This is a genomic window from Pseudomonas sp. H1_F01, assembly GCF_054681425.1.
This window is the reverse complement of sequence record NZ_CP162823.1, coordinates 165,770-183,964: the sequence shown is the minus strand read 5'-3', so window position 1 is coordinate 183,964 and position 18,195 is coordinate 165,770. Positions and strand designations below refer to the sequence as shown.

The following is an 18,195-nucleotide window of genomic DNA, read 5'->3' as shown; positions in this document are numbered from 1 at the left end:
CCCCACTAGGGGGCGTTTTGTGTGGTTATCCACAGAGCAAGTTACGCCTCGGCTTTTTTCGTAGCCGCTTCGATCTTACGCGTGATGTACCACTGCTGAGTGATGGACAACACGTTGTTCACAACCCAGTACAGCACAAGACCAGCCGGGAACCACAGGAAGAAGAAGGTGAAGATGATTGGCATCATTTTCATGACCTTCGCCTGCATCGGATCCGGAGGCGTTGGGTTCAGCTGCTGCTGGATGAACATGGTCGCACCCATGATGATCGGCAGGATGAAGAACGGATCCTTGATCGACAGGTCGGTAATCCACAGCATGAACGGTGCCTGACGCATCTCCACGCTTTCCAGCAACACCCAGTACAGCGACAGGAACACGGGCATCTGTACAAGAATCGGCAAGCATCCACCCAGCGGGTTGATCTTCTCTTTCTTGTACAACTCCATCATGGACTGGGACATTTTCTGCCGGTCATCGCCATGTTGCTCTTTCAGCGCGGCCAGTTTCGGGGCCACAGCGCGCATGCGAGCCATGGATTTGTAGCTGGCGGCCGACAATGGGAAGAACAGACCCTTGATCAGCATGGTCAGGAAAATGATCGACCAGCCCCAGTTACCGACGATGCTGTGGATATGTTGCAGCAGCCAGAAGATCGGCTGGGCAATGAACCACAGGAAACCGTAGTCCACAGTCAGTTCCAGACCTGGGGACAACTCTTTCAGCACGGCCTGGCTTTTAGGACCGGCATACAGAATGGCGCTGGTTTCGGCTTTCGCACCTGGCGCGGCAGTCAATGTCGGGCCGGTGTAACCGATGATGAAGTTGCCTTTGCTGTCTTTCCGCGTCTGGACGACGTTGCTGTCGCCTTTCTGCGGGATCCAGGCTGTTACAAAGTAGTGCTGCAGCCAGGCAACCCAGCCACCTTGGACGGTTTCCTTGAGCGGGCCCTTGTCCATGTCCTTCATCGACACTTTCTTGTACGGCTCCGAACTTGTCCACAGGGCGGCGCCCAGGTAAGTCGCGGTGCCGGTGGCAGTGCTCGAAGAAGGATCGGAGCTGGCGTCACGCTTCAATTGCGCGAACATCGCACCAGACCAGGGCTGTGCGCTCTGGTTGTCGATCAGGTAAGAGACGGTTACGTCATACAGGCCACGTTTCAAGGTGAAACGCTTGATGTAATTGACGCCATCCTTGCTGAACTTCAGGTCCACGACCAATTGGTCCTGACCGTCAGCCAGTTGATAAGTCTTCTTCTCGGCGGAGTAGATCGGGCGACCGGCCGGGTTCGAATCCGGGCCGTTGGTACCGATCAGGCCACTTTGGGCCAGATAGGTACGCTCGTTACCGTTGTCGAACAACTGGAACGGGATTTCCGGATGATCCTGGCGACGCGGGTACAGCGGCAGCTTCAGCTGGGCGACGTCACCACCTTGTGGATCGATTGCCAGCTCGAGCACGTCCGTCTTGATCTGGATGAGATCTTTGCTTACGGCCACGGGGGCTTCGGCGGGAGCGCTGGTATCGCTTGCCGCGCGCGGGATGTCGTCATTGCTGGCAGCGTTGTTGCCAACTGGGGCATCCGGCAGGCTCGGTGCGGTATTGCTGGCTGCAACATTCTGAGTCGGCAGGGCAGCCTGGCCATAGTCCTGGTTCCATTTAAGGACCATGACGTAGGACACGATTGCCAGGGCGACGATCAGGATCGTGCGTTTGATATCCATGATTACTCGGCCATCGAAGAAGAACGGGAGGTAGGGATAGGCGGAACCGGGTCATAACCGCCGGGATTCCACGGATGACAGCGACCTAAACGACGAAAGGTCAGCCAGCCACCGCGCAGTAGGCCATGATTTTCTATGGCTTCGTACGCGTAGCAGGAACAACTGGGGTAGAAACGACAGTGACTGGCCATCAAAGGACTAATGGCATAGCGGTAAAACTGGATCGGAACGAGTGCCAGTTTACGCATCAGGACTGTCTACCCCTACAGTTTCGGTGTTGACTGCTGGTACTGGCTTGTTGCGGGCCAGACGCTTCCAGAGCTTGCCGAAATGCTGAATCAATTCGGGGTTTTCTACGTCACCCAAACCTTTGCGCGCGACGATAACAATGTCCCATCCAACCAGTGAATCCTGGTTAAGGCGAAACGATTCGCGCATCAGACGTTTGAGGCGATTGCGCTGAACAGAGAGCTTGACGCTCTTTTTCCCGATAACCAGCCCTAGTCGGGGGTGATCGAGATCGTTACTGCGCGCAAGGAGCAGGAGATTTTTCCCCGGAACCTTGCCGGTAGGGGAGTCAAAGACTGCCTTGAAATGCCGGGGTGTAAGCAGACGCTTTTCCCGACTGAAGTCCTGACTCACCTCCAGTGCCGGATTATCAAACTGCCAGACGCGCACGACCTTTGGCGCGACGACGCGACAGGACGGCACGACCGTTCTTGGTAGCCATGCGAGCACGGAAACCGTGGGTACGAGCGCGTTTGATAGTGCTTGGTTGGAAAGTACGTTTCATGTCGTGTTACCTGGTTCGTCCACAACGGGCCGGAATGGCCCCCGTTTTAAGAGACCGGGGATTCTAGAGAAAGCAAGCCTCTAGGTCAATTTCCAACCAGCGTTTCCTTTAAATAGATATCCAGGCGCTTGGGCGGATTCATCACACGACGCTAGATATAGAAATAAAGAAGGGAATTATTTAAAGCTTTTCTGTAAAGCTTATAAAAGCAAGGCAGCCACCTGTCTGTGGATAACCATGCTAAGGCCTTGTAATCCGCCATGTACAGAGAATGACAACTACAGGGGAAAGCAGTGGCCAGCCTGTGCTGCGCTGTCGGATAAGCTGTGTGTGGAATGGGTGGTTATCCACAGGCCGGTTATCCACCGACTTTCGCCCCCACTTGTGCAACGACCTCAGACCCGGTTATCCACAGAGCTTATCCACCGACCGCCCGTCGTCTTTCTTGCAGTTAACGCATTGATAAATCATGGGCGATCAGCAAGCTGCATGTGGATAAGTGGGCGTCTGATCGCTACAATGGCCGCTTGTTTTTGCCTCACCGGCTTTCAACTTAGGGGATATCCGTGTCAGTGGAACTTTGGCAGCAGTGCGTGGAGCTTTTGCGCGATGAGCTGCCTGCCCAACAATTCAACACTTGGATCCGTCCACTACAGGTCGAAGCCGAAGGCGACGAGTTGCGTGTCTATGCACCGAACCGTTTCGTTCTCGACTGGGTCAACGAAAAGTACCTGGGCCGGGTCATGGAACTGCTCGACGAGCATGGCAATGGCATGGCGCCTGCGTTGTCCTTATTAATAGGCAGCAAGCGCAGCTCGGCACCGCGTGCCGCACCCAACGCGCCGCTGGCCGCCGCAGCGTCACAGGCCCAGCAGGCTGCAACGGCACCGGTTAACAACCATGCTGCCCCGGCACCCGCGCCCGCCCCGAGCAAACGCAACGCACAAAAGGTCGCCGAGGTCAGTGAAGAACCCTCCCGGGACAGCTTCGACCCGATGGCCGGTGCCAGCTCCCAGCAGGCGCCAGTGCGGGCCGAACAGCGCACCGTCCAGGTCGAAGGTGCGCTCAAGCACACCAGCTACCTGAACCGGACCTTTACCTTCGAGAATTTCGTCGAAGGTAAATCCAACCAACTGGCCCGCGCGGCAGCCTGGCAGGTCGCGGATAATCCCAAGCACGGCTACAACCCGCTGTTCCTTTATGGTGGCGTAGGCTTGGGTAAGACCCACTTGATGCACGCGGTGGGCAACCATCTATTAAAGAAGAACCCGAATGCCAAGGTCGTGTACCTTCATTCCGAGCGTTTCGTGGCCGACATGGTCAAGGCGCTGCAGCTGAACGCGATCAACGAGTTCAAGCGTTTCTACCGTTCGGTGGACGCCTTGCTGATCGACGATATTCAGTTCTTCGCCCGCAAGGAGCGTTCCCAGGAAGAGTTTTTCCACACCTTCAACGCGTTGCTTGAAGGCGGGCAGCAGGTCATTCTCACCAGTGACCGCTACCCGAAAGAAATCGAAGGCCTTGAAGAACGCCTCAAGTCGCGTTTCGGCTGGGGCTTGACGGTGGCCGTCGAGCCGCCCGAGCTGGAAACCCGGGTCGCGATCCTGATGAAGAAAGCCGACCAGGCCAAGGTCGAGCTGCCTCACGACGCCGCGTTCTTCATCGCTCAGCGTATTCGCTCCAACGTGCGTGAGCTCGAAGGTGCCCTCAAGCGGGTGATCGCTCACTCGCACTTCATGGGTCGCGACATTACCATCGAGTTGATTCGCGAATCCTTGAAGGATCTGTTGGCACTTCAGGACAAATTGGTTTCTGTGGATAACATTCAGCGAACCGTTGCGGAATACTACAAAATCAAGATTTCCGACCTGCTGTCCAAACGCCGTTCGCGTTCGGTAGCACGTCCGCGTCAGGTGGCGATGGCCCTGTCCAAGGAACTGACCAACCACAGCCTGCCGGAAATCGGCGATGTGTTTGGCGGACGCGACCACACCACCGTGCTGCACGCCTGCCGCAAGATCAACGAACTTAAGGAATCCGACGCGGACATCCGCGAGGACTACAAGAACCTGCTGCGTACACTGACCACTTGATGACCACCAGCGCAGCTTATTAAGGCAAGGGACTAGACCATGCATTTCACCATTCAACGCGAAGCCCTGTTGAAACCCCTGCAACTGGTCGCAGGCGTCGTCGAACGCCGCCAGACCTTGCCGGTACTTTCCAACGTGCTGCTGGTTGTCGAAGGCCAGCAACTGTCGCTGACCGGTACCGACCTGGAAGTCGAGCTGGTCGGTCGTGTGCAACTTGAAGAACCGGCCGATCCGGGTTCCATCACCGTGCCGGCGCGCAAGCTGATGGACATCTGCAAGAGCCTGCCCAACGACGCGCTGATCGACATCAAGGTCGATGAGCAGAAGCTCGTGGTCAAGGCCGGTCGCAGCCGTTTCACCTTGTCCACGCTGCCAGCCAACGATTTCCCGACTGTGGAAGAAGGCCCGGGTTCGCTGACCTGCAGCCTGGACCAGAGCAAATTGCGTCGCCTGATCGAACGCACCAGTTTCGCCATGGCCCAGCAGGACGTGCGTTATTACCTCAACGGCATGCTCCTGGAAGTGTCGGCTGGCGTCATCCGCGCCGTCGCCACCGACGGCCACCGCCTGGCCATGTGCTCGATGCAGGCCGATATTGGTCAGCCGGATCGCCACCAGGTGATCGTGCCGCGCAAAGGTATCCTAGAGTTGGCCCGCCTGCTGACCGAGCCGGACGGCAACGTCAGCATCGTGCTGGGCCAGCACCACATCCGCGCCACCACCGGCGAGTTCACCTTCACGTCGAAGCTGGTAGACGGCAAATTCCCTGACTACGAGCGCGTGCTGCCAAAAGGTGGCGACAAGCTGGTCCTGGGCGATCGCCAGGCGCTGCGCGAAGCTTTCAGCCGTACCGCGATTCTCTCCAACGAGAAGTACCGTGGCATCCGCCTGCAACTGGCCAATGGTCAGCTGAAGATCCAGGCGAACAACCCGGAGCAGGAAGAAGCGGAAGAAGAAGTAGGCGTTGAGTACAACGGCGGCTCCCTGGAAATCGGCTTCAACGTCAGCTACCTGCTCGACGTGCTTGGCGTGATGACCACCGAGCAAGTGCGTCTGATCCTGTCCGACTCCAACAGCAGTGCGCTGGTGCAAGAGTCCGATAACGACGATTCGGCTTACGTTGTCATGCCGATGCGTCTGTAATCATGCCCAGCAGAAGCTAGATGTCCTTAAGTCGCGTCTCGGTCACCGCGGTGCGCAATCTGCACCCGGTGACCTTCTCCCCCTCCCCCCGCATCAATATCCTTTACGGCGCCAACGGCAGCGGCAAAACCAGCGTCCTGGAAGCCGTGCACCTGCTCGGGCTTGCCCGTTCGTTTCGCAGCACCCGCCTATTACCAGTCATCCAGTACGATCAACTGGCATGCACCGTGTTCGGGCAGGTGGAACTGGCAGAAGGCGGCCATAGTGCCCTGGGGATATCGCGGGACCGGCAAGGCGAGTTCCAGATCCGCATCGATGGGCAGAACGCCCGTAGCGCGGCACAGCTGGCCGAGATCCTGCCATTGCAGTTGATCAACCCGGACAGCTTCCGTCTGTTGGAGGGGGCACCGAAGATTCGTCGGCAATTTCTCGATTGGGGCGTGTTCCACGTGGAACCGCGTTTCATGACGACTTGGCAACGCCTGCAGAAGGCGCTGCGCCAGCGAAACTCTTGGCTGCGACATGGTACACTTGACGCCGTTTCGCAAGCGGTTTGGGACAGGGAACTGTGCCAGGCCAGCGCTGAAATCGATGAATACCGCCGCGCTTACATCAAAGCCTTGAAACCGGTCTTCGAGCAGACCTTGAGCGAGCTGGTTGAGCTTGAGGGCCTGACGCTCAGCTATTACCGAGGCTGGGACAAGGACCGGGAACTGAGCACCGTGTTGGCTGGCTCGCTGCAGCGGGACCAGCAGATGGGCCATACCCAGGCCGGACCACAACGTGCTGACTTGCGTCTCAGATTGGGCGCACATAACGCCGCGGACATCTTGTCCCGGGGGCAGCAGAAGTTGGTGGTGTGTGCCTTGCGCATAGCCCAGGGGCATCTGGTCAGCCAGGCCCGCCGTGGTCAGTGTATTTATCTGGTGGATGACTTGCCGTCCGAGCTGGACGAAGCCCACCGCCGCGCGCTATGCCGCTTGCTGGAAGACTTACGCTGCCAGGTGTTCATCACCTGTGTAGACCACGAATTATTGAGGGAAGGCTGGCAGACGGAAACGCCAGTCGCTCTGTTCCACGTGGAACAGGGCCGTATCACCCAGACCCACGACCATCGGGAGTGAAGGCATTGAGCGAAGAAAATACGTACGACTCAACGAGCATTAAAGTGCTGAAAGGCCTGGATGCCGTACGCAAACGTCCCGGTATGTACATTGGTGACACCGACGATGGTAGCGGCCTGCACCACATGGTGTTCGAGGTGGTCGACAACTCCATCGACGAAGCCCTCGCCGGCCATTGCGACGACATCAGCATCATCATCCACCCGGATGAGTCCATCACCGTTCGCGACAACGGCCGTGGCATCCCGGTAGACGTGCATAAAGAGGAAGGCGTTTCCGCCGCCGAGGTCATCATGACCGTCCTCCACGCAGGCGGTAAGTTCGACGACAACTCCTACAAGGTATCCGGCGGTCTGCACGGCGTAGGTGTATCGGTAGTGAACGCGCTGTCCGAACAACTGGTCCTGACCGTTCGCCGCAGCGGCAAGATCTGGGAGCAGACCTACATCCACGGCGTGCCCCAGGCACCGATGGCGATCGTTGGCGACAGCGAAAGCACAGGCACCCAGATCCACTTCAAGGCTTCGAGCGAAACCTTCAAGAACATCCACTTCAGCTGGGACATCCTGGCCAAGCGGATTCGTGAACTGTCCTTCCTCAACTCCGGTGTCGGCATCGTCCTCAAGGACGAGCGCAGCGGCAAGGAAGAGCTGTTCAAGTACGAAGGCGGCCTGCGTGCGTTCGTTGAGTACCTGAACACCAACAAGACCCCGGTCAACCAGGTGTTCCATTTCAACGTCCAGCGTGAAGACGGCATCGGCGTGGAAATCGCCCTGCAGTGGAACGACAGCTTCAACGAGAACCTGTTGTGCTTCACCAACAACATCCCGCAGCGCGACGGCGGCACCCACCTGGTGGGCTTCCGTTCGGCGCTGACCCGCAACTTGAACAACTACATCGAACAGGAAGGCCTGGCGAAGAAGCATAAAGTCGCCACCACCGGTGACGATGCCCGTGAAGGCCTGACCGCGATTATCTCGGTGAAGGTGCCGGATCCGAAGTTCAGCTCCCAGACCAAGGACAAGCTGGTGTCTTCCGAAGTGAAGACCGCAGTTGAACAGGAGATGGGCAAGTACTTCTCCGACTTCCTGCTGGAAAACCCGAACGAAGCCAAGCTGGTGGTCGGCAAGATGATCGACGCCGCCCGTGCCCGTGAAGCGGCGCGCAAGGCCCGTGAGATGACCCGCCGCAAAGGCGCGCTGGACATCGCCGGCTTGCCGGGCAAACTGGCCGACTGCCAGGAAAAGGACCCTGCCCTGTCCGAGCTGTATCTGGTGGAAGGTGACTCTGCTGGCGGTTCCGCCAAGCAGGGTCGCAACCGCCGCACCCAGGCCATCCTGCCGCTCAAGGGCAAGATCCTGAACGTCGAGAAGGCGCGCTTCGACAAGATGATTTCCTCCCAGGAAGTCGGCACCTTGATCACGGCGTTGGGCTGCGGTATTGGCCGCGAAGAGTACAACATCGACAAGCTGCGCTATCACAACATCATCATCATGACCGATGCTGACGTCGACGGTTCGCACATCCGTACGCTGCTGCTGACATTCTTCTTCCGTCAGTTGCCGGAGTTGATCGAGCGCGGCTACATCTACATCGCCCAGCCGCCGCTGTACAAGGTCAAGAAAGGCAAGCAAGAGCAATACATCAAAGACGACGACGCCATGGAAGAGTACATGACGCAGTCGGCCCTGGAAGACGCGAGCCTGCACCTGAACGAAGATGCCCCAGGCATTTCCGGTGAAGCCCTTGAGCGCCTGGTGAATGACTTCCGCCTGGTGATGAAGACCCTCAAGCGTCTGTCGCGCCTGTACCCACAGGAACTGACCGAGCACTTCATCTACCTGCCAGCCGTGAGCCTGGAGCAACTGTCCGATCACGCAGCGATGCAGGATTGGCTGGCCCAGTACGAAGTGCGCTTGCGCACTGTCGAGAAATCCGGCCTGGTCTACAAAGCCAGCCTGCGTGAAGACCGTGAACGTAACGTCTGGCTGCCGGAGGTCGAACTGATCTCCCACGGCCTGTCGAACTACGTCACCTTCAACCGCGACTTCTTCGGCAGCAACGACTACAAGACCGTCGTATCCCTCGGCGCGCAACTGAGCACGCTGCTGGACGAAGGTGCGTACATCCAACGTGGTGAACGCAAGAAGGCCGTGACCGAGTTCAAGGAAGCCCTTGAATGGCTGATGGCCGAAAGCACCAAGCGCCACACCATCCAGCGATACAAAGGTCTTGGCGAGATGAACCCGGATCAGCTGTGGGAAACCACCATGGATCCAGGCTCGCGCCGGATGCTGAAAGTCACCATCGAAGACGCCATTGGCGCGGACCAGATCTTCAACACCCTGATGGGTGATGCGGTCGAGCCTCGTCGTGACTTCATCGAGAGCAATGCGTTGGCGGTATCCAACCTGGATTTCTGATCCCTTCAGCAGCACCACTCCAAAAAAGCCAACGCTTATGCGTTGGCTTTTTTTTACGTTTGAAAAACGTGCACCGTTTTCAGGCCTGTGGGTAATAAGTGGTGTAACTCGGTAACACCTTGGCACAAAGCCTTCACGCTCAATAGGTTAGGAATTGATTGAGAGCCCCGGATAACGGGCCCTCAGATTTTCTGGCGTAGAACTTGCGTGTTAAATAAATTACACATCGTTTCTTTAAATTGACAGGGGAGCGGTGGGTACGAGGTGACACGAATAAATCCAATTCCAAGGGTAGTCTCAATGAGCGGTACGCAAACTTCCAATCATCTGGAGCAAGGGCTCAAACCCCGGCATGTGACGATGCTATCCATCGCTGGCGTCATCGGCGCTGGCCTTTTCGTTGGCTCCGGCCACGCTATCGCAGCGGCAGGTCCAGCCGTGCTGCTGGCTTACGCTGCCGCGGGTGCCCTGGTGGTACTGGTGATGCGGATGCTGGGTGAAATGGCGGTGGCATCGCCGGACACCGGTTCCTTCTCGACCTATGCTGACCGTGCGATTGGTCATTGGGCCGGTTTCACCATCGGCTGGCTCTACTGGTGGTTCTGGGTCCTGGTGATTCCGCTGGAGGCCAACGCCGCCGCGACGATCCTGCATGCCTGGTTTCCGAACGTGGCAATCTGGGCCTTCACCTTGGTCATCACCCTGCTGCTGACGGTCACCAACCTGTTCAGCGTGAAGAATTACGGGGAATTCGAATTCTGGTTCGCCCTGGTCAAGGTGGTGGCGATCATCGGCTTCATTGGCCTGGGTGTGATGGCGATCTTCGGCTTGCTGCCCACCAGCCAGGTCAGCGGTGTTTCGCACCTGTTCGACACCCAGGGCTTCCTGCCCAACGGTATGGGCGCGGTGTTGGGGGCAATCCTGACCACCATGTTTTCGTTCATGGGCACCGAGATCGTGACCATTGCGGCGGCCGAATCGAAGAACCCGGGCCAGCAGATTTCCAAGGCGACCAACTCGGTCATCTGGCGGATTGGCTTGTTCTATCTCGTCTCCATCTTCATCGTCGTCGCCCTGGTGCCGTGGAACGATCCGATCCTGGCCAGCGTCGGTTCCTACCAGACGGTGCTGGAGCGCATGGGCATCCCCAATGCCAAACTGATCGTCGATATCGTCGTCCTGGTGGCGGTCACGAGCTGCCTGAACTCGGCGCTGTATACGGCTTCGCGGATGATGTTCTCGTTGGGCAAGCGTGGTGATGCGCCGGCCGTTTCCCAGCGCACCAACAAGAGCGGTACGCCTTACTGGGCGGTGATGCTGTCGACCGGGGCGGCCTTCCTCGCCGTGTTCGCCAACTATGTGGCTCCGGCCGCCGTGTTCGAATTCCTGCTGGCCAGCTCCGGCGCCATTGCGTTGCTGGTGTACCTGGTCATCGCGATTTCGCAACTGCGCATGCGCAAACAGCGCATGGCGCGTGGTGAAAAAGTCGCCTTCAGCATGTGGCTGTTCCCCGGCCTGACCTACGCGGTGATCGTCTTCATCGTGGGAGCCTTGACCATCATGCTGTTCCAGGAAGCCCACCGCGTGGAAATCCTCGCGACCGGTCTGCTCAGCGTACTGGTCGTCGCGTCCGGGTTGCTGGTGCAGCGCCGTCGGATCGCCAAGGCAGGAAAAGGGCTACAGATGGCCAGGTGAGCTGATCACCCTGGGTTCATCCGCTCCAACGAAAAAGGCCAACGTTCATGCGTTGGCCTTTTTTGCTAACTCGCGACAGACGCTTCGCTTCCCGCAGCCACACTCTCCAACCGATACCCATACCCATAAATAGTCAGCAATTGCCAACCCCGATCTGCCGTCAGGCCGAGCTTGTTGCGCAGGCGATAGATATGGGTGTCGAGCGGGCGGGACGAGGTCATTTCCTCGTGGGTCCAGAAGCGTTCGTAGAAATACTCCCGAGACAGCGGCCGGCCCAGGTTGGCGAACAGGCACCGGGCCAGGCGGTATTCCCGCTCGGTCAGGCTGATGGGAATGCCGGCGCGGGTGATGGTCAGCTCGGCGTCGTCGAACGCCAGGTCGTTGAACACCAGCACGTCGCTGGCGGGCGCGCGCTGCAGGTTGTGACGGCGCAGCACAGCGGTGACCCGGGCCTTGAGCTCGTTGGGCCGGAAGGGTTTGCTCACATAGTCGTCGGCGCCGGCGTTGAGGGCCTGGACGATGTCGTGCTCGCCGTCGCGGCTGGTCAGCATGATGGCGGCCGGTGGCGAATCCATGTGCTCGCGGGTCCAGCGCAGCAATGAAAGCCCGCTGATGTCGGGCAATTGCCAGTCGAGGATCAACAGGTCGAAGGTTTCCCGGCGCAGTTGCCGCAACAAGTCCTCGCCTCGCTCAAAGCTGTGCAGGGTCCAGCCTTGCTCGCCCCTGCCGGGGATTTGTTGCAGGGTCTGTTCTACCCGGCGCAGCTCGGCCGGTTCATCGTCCAGTATGGCGACACGCATGGAATGCGATTCCTTGATCTCGAGAGTAACGGACATCTTCAGGTGGCAATGAAACGCAGCCGAGGCTGATTTGTTGTCATTGACCTGTCGCTGGCTGCGACAATACCGGCTCGCGGCACAGAGGGAAAGGCAGCAGCGCGCCACCCATCGAGTCCCGTTATAGTCGTGGGCTTTGCAGGCCTGTGAAAAAATCCCCAGTTCTTGAGTTTGGCCAGGAGGCCTATGAGTAACCAACGTCGGCGTGAAAGTCGTGAGCCAACCCAGGTCCAGCGGTTGTTTCGTCAGTTGGTGCGGGAGTGGCTGTGGATAAGTCTGTTGCTGTTGCCGCTGACGGCCTTGCTGTCACTGAGCAGCCAATCGACGGGTAACCATCCAGGCGCTGTGTTGTTGTCGGTGTGTTTGGTGGCCTGTGTATTGGGCTTGTTGCTGTTGCGCCCGCGCCTGGCCCTGTGGACAACAGTGGGAGGCATGAGCCTGGCCCTGTTGATCAGTGCCATGTTGGGCGCGCGAGGCTGGTGGTGGTCGCCCATGGCAAGTGTGCTGGGCATCATGTTCGGCTACCTGATCTGGAACTGGCGGCGCCTGAGCGTGGTGTTGGCCTATTTCGGCTGGGAGCTGGCACGCCTGGACGCGGAGCCCAAGGTTTTCCCGGAACGTCGCCGCGCCTCCTACACCGGCAGCGACCGCTTGCAGGGTCAGATCATGGCCCTGGAACAAGCCATGAGTCGAACCCGCGACACCCGGCGTTTCATTGCCGATGGCCTGGAATACCTGCCGGTGGCGACCATGATCAGTGATCCTCAAGGCAAGCTGTTGCTTGGCAATCGCAAGGCGCGCGAGCTGTTCGGTCATGGCCTGGCGGGCGGCGACGTGCTGGAGCATCTCGGGCAATTGGGTTATCCAGGGTTGGAGCATGGGGCCCATCACCGGTTATCCACATTGCCCTTGGTGGAGTTTCGCGACATTCGCGAGCGCAGCTTGCGCCTGGAACGGGCGGCGTTGTTGCCGGTTGATGGCGACGCGCCGATTGGCTGGTTGTTGAGCCTCACGGACCTGAGCGCCGAACGTGAGGCTGAAGAACAGCGCAGCGTCATGCTGCGTTTTCTCTCCCACGACTTGCGCGCCCCGCACTCGGCGATCCTTGCATTGCTCGATGTGCAACGGCATCAGGTCGGTGGGGACAATCCGCTGTTCGACCAGATCGAGCGCCAGGTACGTCGCGCCCTGGACCTGACCGAGGGCTTCGTGCAATTGGCCAAGGCCGAATCCGAGGCGTATCAATTCCAGCCGACGCTGTTCGCCATGCTGGTGCTGGATGTACTCGACCAGGTGCTGCCCATCGCCCAGGCAAAACGCATCCAGTTGATTCATGAAATAGCGGATGAAGAGGCGATGGTGAGGGCGGATCAACCGTTGCTGACCCGTGCCCTGTTCAATCTGCTGGAAAATGCCATCAAGTACAGCGCGCCCGACGCCTGCATTTCGCTGCAGGTTCATTGCACCCCGGGCTGGTTGATCTGCGATGTCGCCGACCAGGGCAAAGGCATCAGCGCCGAAGAACTACCCGACCTGTTCAGTCAGTACCGACGGTTTTCCTCGGCTCACGGGGTCGATGGAATTGGCTTGGGGCTGTCGATGGTCAAGGCCGTGGTTGACCATCACGAGGGGAAAATCGAGTGCCGTAGCGTGGTGGGTAAAGGCACGACGTTTAGCCTGCGCTTTCCGTTATTGGCAGATTGAAAAGATCGCGGCCTTCGGCTGTAGGAGCTGCCGAAGGCCGCGATCTTTTGGTGCTATAAAAAACTTATGCACCTAACCGCGGGTTTTATGTGTTTAGGAAATATGTATTAAAAACATAGACCTACAGCATAAAAGCAACGGATTTCGAAGAAACGGTACACAGGTTATCCACAGATCTCAAACAGCGAGCTGGTCGGAGGTGGCCGGTGTTGTCGGGGTCGGAGGCAGCGAGCCCATTTCCCGTTGTGTCTGTTCATTCCAGGCTTGTACGCGGTCATTGAGCTCGGCGATGGCACGGGGCCCAGTGCCTTCGGCATACATCGGCGCGCCGATCACCACGGTGATGACGCCCGGTTTCCTGATCCAGCCAGCCTTGGGCCAGAATTTGCCGGCATTGTGTGCAATCGGCAGCACGGGAAGATCGGCGTTCACGGCCAATGCCGAACCGCTGCGGGAGAATTTGCCGACAGTTCCATAAGGAACACGGGTGCCCTCGGGGAAGATCAGCACCCAAACGTTATCCTTGAGCAGTTCGTCGCCCTTCTTCGCGACCTGCTTGAGGGCCGCCTTGGGGTTGTCGCGATCGATGGCGATCGGGCGCAGCATCGCCATGGCCCAGCCGAAGAACGGCACGAACAACAGTTCACGCTTGAGCACTTGGCTCAACGGTTCGAAATAGGCCGAGAGAAAGAACGTCTCCCAGGTGCTCTGGTGGTTGGATTGGATCACGCAGGGCCGGTCAGGCACGTTCTCGGCACCTTTGACTTCATAGCTGATGCCCAGGAACACCTTGCTCAACCACAGCGCGCAGCGGCACCAGTACACATTGATGAAACGGTAGCGCGCCTTGAACGGCAAGAAAGGCGCGATGAAAAAACTCAGGGAGCACCACAGCAAGGAACTGGTGCCCAACAGCAGGTAAAAGAGAAAGGCTCTGATGGCCTGCAATATCGACATAGCGGCATTTACCGTTGCGGGCAATGCCCGCCTGTTCAAGCGCTTCCCGAACAATCCTTGATCAGGTTGTCTTGGGAGCTCTAATTGTGGATAAGTTCAGCGGCAATCGCCGCCAAGTCGTCAAAAATCAAGGTGCCTACCGGTAGGGTCTTGCCCAGAGTCTTTTCGCCTTTCCCGGTCTTTACCAAAACTGGCTGACAATCGACGGCCTTGGCCGCCTCCAGGTCACCGAGGCTGTCGCCGACGAACCACACACCCGCCAGCGCCACGCCATAATGCGCGGCAATGGTTTTCAACATGCCCGGCTTGGGCTTGCGGCAATCGCAACCTTCGTCCGGCCCGTGGGGGCAATAGACGATCAGCCCGACTTCCCCGCCCTGCTCCGCCACCAATGCACGCAGGTGCTCGTGCATGGCTTCGAGCACGGCGAGGTCATAATAACCGCGGGCAATGCCCGACTGGTTGGTGGCAACCGCCACCGTCCAGCCGGCCTTGCTCAACTGCGCGATGGCTTCGATCGAACCGGGTAGCGGCAACCACTCCTCCACCGATTTGATGTAAGCGTCGGAGTCGTGATTGATCACCCCGTCCCGATCGAGAATCAGCAGTTTCAACAGCAGCTCCTCAACCCAGCACGGAAATATCGGCAATATTGAGGAACAGGCTGCGCAGGCGTGCCAGCAATGCATAACGATTCTTGCGAACGTCTTCGTTGTCCGCATTCACCATTACGGCTTCAAAGAACGCATCGACCGGCTCGCGCAGTGCCGCCAGGCGCGCCAGTGCCTCGGCATAATCGCGTTTTTCCATGAGCGGTTGCACCGACGCATACGCCTGTTGAATCGCCGAGTTGAGCGAAAACTCGGCGGCATTATCAAAGTAGCGTGCTTCAACGGCTTTGACGGAAGGCTCGGCCTTGCTCAGCAGGTTCGACACACGCTTGTTCACCGACGCCAGCGCTGCCGCTTCCGGTAATTTGCGGAACGCCTGCACCGCTTGTACGCGCTGGTCGAAGTCCAGGGCCGAACCTGGTTTCAGGGCTCGCACCGACAGGTAGGTCGCGACTTCGACACCTTCGTCTTCATAACGCGCACGCAGGCGGTCGAAGATAAATTCCAGCACCGCATCGGCCAGGCCGGCAGACTTGACCTTGCTGCCGAACGCGTTGACGGCGAACGCCACGGCGTCGTTCAGGTCCAGGTCCAACTGCTTGTCGATCAGGATCCGCAACACGCCCAGCGCCGCACGACGCAAGGCATAAGGGTCTTTGCTGCCGGTGGGCAGCATGCCGATACCGAAGATGCCGACCAGAGTGTCGAGCTTGTCGGCGATCGCCACGGCCGCACCGGTCAGGGTGGTCGGCAGCTCTGCGCCAGCACCGCGCGGCATGTACTGCTCGTTCAGTGCCAGGGCCACGTCTTGCGGCTCGCCATCGTTGAGGGCGTAGTAGTAACCGGCGACGCCTTGCATCTCCGGGAACTCACCGACCATCTCGGTGGACAGGTCGCACTTGGACAGGATGCCGGCACGGGCCGCGCGCTGGGCGTCACCGCCGATGCGTGGAGCGATGAACGCCGCCAGTTTCGACACGCGCTCGGCCTTGTCGTAGACGCTGCCGAGTTTTTCCTGGAACACCACGTTGCGCAGGCGCTCGTTGAAGCTTTCCAGGGGCTGCTTCTTGTCTTGCTTGAAGAAGAACTCGGCATCGGTCAGGCGCGGGCGAACGACTTTTTCGTTACCGGCGATGATCTGCTGCGGGTCCTTGCTTTCGATGTTGGCGACCGTGATGAAGCGCGGCAGCAACTTGCCTTCGGCGTCCAGCAGGCAGAAGTACTTCTGGTTGTCCTGCATGGTGGTGATCAAGGCTTCCTGCGGCACTTCAAGGAAACGTTCCTCGAACGAGCACACCAGCGGCACCGGCCATTCCACCAGCGCGGTCACTTCGTCCAGCAGGTTGGCCGGCACGATGGCGGTGCCTTCCTGCAGGGTGGCCAGCTCTTCGGTGCGCTTGCTGATCAACTCGCGGCGCTCGTTGGCGTCGGCCAGCACGTAGGCGGCACGCAGGTCGGCCAGGTAGTTGGCCGGCGAGGTGATGCGCACGCTCTGTGGATGATGGAAGCGGTGACCGCGGGAATCGCGACCGGCCTTCTGGGCCAGGATCGTGCAGTCGATGACCTGGTCACCGAGCAACATCACCAGCCATTGGGTCGGGCGCACGAACTCTTCCTTGCGCGCGGCCCAGCGCATGCGCTTGGGGATCGGCAAGTCATTGAGGGAATCTTCGACGATGGTCGGCAACAGGCTGGCGGTCGGCTTGCCCTTGATGCTCTGGCTGTAGCGCAGCTTCGGGCCGCTCTGGTCGATTTCGCTCAGGTCCACGCCGCACTTCTTGGCGAAGCCCAGGGCAGCTTGGGTCGGGTTGCCGTCGGCATCGAACGCGGCCTGGCGTGGCGGGCCGTCGAGGTTGATGCTGCGGTCTGGCTGCTGGGTCGCCAGTGCGGTGATCAGCACGGCCAGGCGGCGCGGCGCGGCGTACACCTGTTTGGCTTCGTAGCCCAGGCCGGCGGCTTGCAGGCCTTTGTCGATACCGGCCAGGAACGCATCGGCCAGGGTGTTCAGGGCTTTGGGTGGCAGTTCTTCGGTGCCCAGTTCAACCAGAAAATCTTGAGCACTCATTGTGCAGCCTCCAGCTTAGCCAACACTTCATCACGCAGGTCCGGGGTCGCCATCGGGAAGCCCAGCTTGGCACGGGCCAGCAGGTAGGCTTGCGCAACGGAACGCGCCAGGGTGCGCACACGCAGGATGTATTGCTGGCGCGCGGTCACGGAAATCGCCCGGCGTGCATCCAGCAGGTTGAAGGTATGGGACGCCTTCAACACCATTTCATAGCTCGGCAACGGCAGCGGCTGGTCCAGCTCGATCAGGCGCTTGGCTTCGCTTTCATAGAAATCGAACAGTTCGAACAGCTTCTCGACGTTGGCGTGTTCGAAGTTGTAGGTCGACTGTTCCACTTCGTTCTGGTGGAACACGTCGCCGTAGGTCACTTTGCCGAACGGGCCGTCGGCCCACACCAGGTCGTAGACCGAATCCACGCCCTGCAGGTACATGGCCAAGCGTTCCAGACCGTAGGTGATTTCGCCGGTGACCGGGTAGCACTCGATGCCACCCGCCTGCTGGAAGTAGGTGAACTGGGTCACTTCCATGCCGTTGAGCCAGACTTCCCAGCCCAGGCCCCAGGCGCCCAGGGTTGGCGATTCCCAGTTGTCTTCGACGAAACGAATGTCATGCACCAGCGGGTCGAGGCCCACGTGCTTGAGCGAGCCCAGATACAGTTCCTGGAAGTTTTCCGGGTTCGGCTTCAGCACGACCTGGAACTGATAGTAGTGCTGCAGACGGTTCGGGTTTTCGCCGTAGCGGCCGTCAGTCGGGCGGCGGCTGGGCTGCACATAAGCGGCGTTCCAGGTTTCCGGGCCGATGGCACGCAGAAACGTGGCAGTGTGGAAAGTGCCGGCGCCTACTTCCATATCGTAGGGCTGAAGTACCACGCAACCTTGCTCGGCCCAGTATTGCTGGAGGGCGAGGATCAAGTCTTGGAAGGTACGCACGGCTGGCGTAGGCTGGCTCACGAAATTCACCTGTTTCTTGGGCTGCGATTTAAAGAGCGGGAGTATACCCGATTCGTTCGTGCGCACGCCCCCTGGAG

At 59.1% G+C, this 18,195-nt stretch carries 15 protein-coding genes; 6 read left to right on the top strand and 9 right to left on the bottom strand.

The features are described 5' to 3' along the window. Positions 1–41: 41 nt before the first annotated feature. The 4 genes from yidC to rpmH are packed head-to-tail and all read right to left on the bottom strand — an operon-like array spanning position 42 to position 2,517. A complete protein-coding gene (gene yidC, locus AB4O09_RS00880) occupies positions 42–1,724 on the bottom strand; it encodes a membrane protein insertase YidC (protein ID WP_003207105.1) in 1,683 nt (560 codons plus the stop codon). A 2-nt stretch (positions 1,725–1,726) separates the two neighbouring features. Next, the gene (gene yidD / locus AB4O09_RS00875; protein WP_010465488.1) at positions 1,727–1,972 is read right to left on the bottom strand and encodes a membrane protein insertion efficiency factor YidD; all 246 of its coding nucleotides are present in this window, start codon (positions 1,970–1,972) and stop codon (positions 1,727–1,729) included. Then, a complete protein-coding gene (gene rnpA / locus AB4O09_RS00870) occupies positions 1,965–2,366 on the bottom strand; it encodes a ribonuclease P protein component (RefSeq protein ID WP_003207107.1) in 402 nt (133 codons plus the stop codon). The genes yidD and rnpA overlap by 8 nt, the downstream gene beginning before the upstream one ends. 16 nt (positions 2,367–2,382) lie before the next feature. Continuing rightward, positions 2,383–2,517 carry a 50S ribosomal protein L34 gene (gene rpmH / locus AB4O09_RS00865; protein WP_003213577.1) on the bottom strand — a complete coding sequence of 45 codons (135 nt, stop codon included), beginning with the start codon at positions 2,515–2,517 and terminating at the stop codon, positions 2,383–2,385. A 566-nt stretch (positions 2,518–3,083) separates the two neighbouring features. On the opposite strand from rpmH, the gene dnaA reads away from it, so the two are divergent. From dnaA to gabP, 5 genes are all read left to right on the top strand, one after another. After that, positions 3,084–4,610 carry a chromosomal replication initiator protein DnaA gene (gene dnaA, locus AB4O09_RS00860; protein WP_003196144.1) on the top strand — a complete coding sequence of 509 codons (1,527 nt, stop codon included), beginning with the start codon at positions 3,084–3,086 and terminating at the stop codon, positions 4,608–4,610. Positions 4,611–4,649: 39 nt separating this feature from the next. Beyond that, complete coding sequence (dnaN, locus tag AB4O09_RS00855; protein ID WP_003196145.1) at positions 4,650–5,753, top strand: DNA polymerase III subunit beta; 1,104 nt, start codon at positions 4,650–4,652, stop codon at positions 5,751–5,753. Positions 5,754–5,773: 20 nt separating this feature from the next. After that, positions 5,774–6,877 carry a DNA replication/repair protein RecF gene (gene recF, locus AB4O09_RS00850; RefSeq protein WP_003196148.1) on the top strand — a complete coding sequence of 368 codons (1,104 nt, stop codon included), beginning with the start codon at positions 5,774–5,776 and terminating at the stop codon, positions 6,875–6,877. Between the two features lie 5 nt (positions 6,878–6,882). After that, positions 6,883–9,300: a DNA topoisomerase (ATP-hydrolyzing) subunit B gene (gene gyrB / locus AB4O09_RS00845; protein ID WP_027912872.1), complete on the top strand. Its 2,418-nt coding sequence runs from the start codon at positions 6,883–6,885 to the stop codon at positions 9,298–9,300. A gap of 300 nt (positions 9,301–9,600) precedes the next feature. Beyond that, on the top strand, positions 9,601–10,995 hold the full coding sequence (gene gabP / locus AB4O09_RS00840) for a GABA permease (protein WP_013691936.1): 1,395 nt from the start codon (positions 9,601–9,603) through the stop codon (positions 10,993–10,995). Positions 10,996–11,060: 65 nt separating this feature from the next. Here gabP and AB4O09_RS00835 read toward each other — a convergent pair whose 3' ends face one another. Next, positions 11,061–11,795: a response regulator transcription factor gene (locus AB4O09_RS00835; protein WP_003196155.1), complete on the bottom strand. Its 735-nt coding sequence runs from the start codon at positions 11,793–11,795 to the stop codon at positions 11,061–11,063. A 222-nt stretch (positions 11,796–12,017) separates the two neighbouring features. Between AB4O09_RS00835 and AB4O09_RS00830 the strand changes: the two genes are divergently transcribed. Then, positions 12,018–13,535, top strand: a complete 1,518-nt coding sequence (locus tag AB4O09_RS00830) for a PAS domain-containing sensor histidine kinase (protein ID WP_038855868.1) — start codon at positions 12,018–12,020, stop codon at positions 13,533–13,535. A 177-nt stretch (positions 13,536–13,712) separates the two neighbouring features. Here AB4O09_RS00830 and AB4O09_RS00825 read toward each other — a convergent pair whose 3' ends face one another. The 4 genes from AB4O09_RS00825 to glyQ all read right to left on the bottom strand — a co-directional run bounded on the left by AB4O09_RS00825 (position 13,713) and on the right by glyQ (position 18,118). After that, positions 13,713–14,492, bottom strand: coding sequence for a lysophospholipid acyltransferase family protein (locus AB4O09_RS00825; RefSeq protein WP_038855869.1), 780 nt, complete (start codon positions 14,490–14,492; stop codon positions 13,713–13,715). Between the two features lie 80 nt (positions 14,493–14,572). Beyond that, positions 14,573–15,112 carry a D-glycero-beta-D-manno-heptose 1,7-bisphosphate 7-phosphatase gene (gene gmhB / locus AB4O09_RS00820; RefSeq protein ID WP_161796653.1) on the bottom strand — a complete coding sequence of 180 codons (540 nt, stop codon included), beginning with the start codon at positions 15,110–15,112 and terminating at the stop codon, positions 14,573–14,575. 4 nt (positions 15,113–15,116) lie between these two features. Further along, complete coding sequence (gene glyS, locus AB4O09_RS00815) at positions 15,117–17,168, bottom strand: glycine--tRNA ligase subunit beta (protein ID WP_003196162.1); 2,052 nt, start codon at positions 17,166–17,168, stop codon at positions 15,117–15,119. After that, positions 17,165–18,118: a glycine--tRNA ligase subunit alpha gene (glyQ, locus tag AB4O09_RS00810; RefSeq protein ID WP_003177094.1), complete on the bottom strand. Its 954-nt coding sequence runs from the start codon at positions 18,116–18,118 to the stop codon at positions 17,165–17,167. Before glyQ ends, glyS begins: the two co-directional genes overlap by 4 nt. Positions 18,119–18,195: the final 77 nt, after the last annotated feature.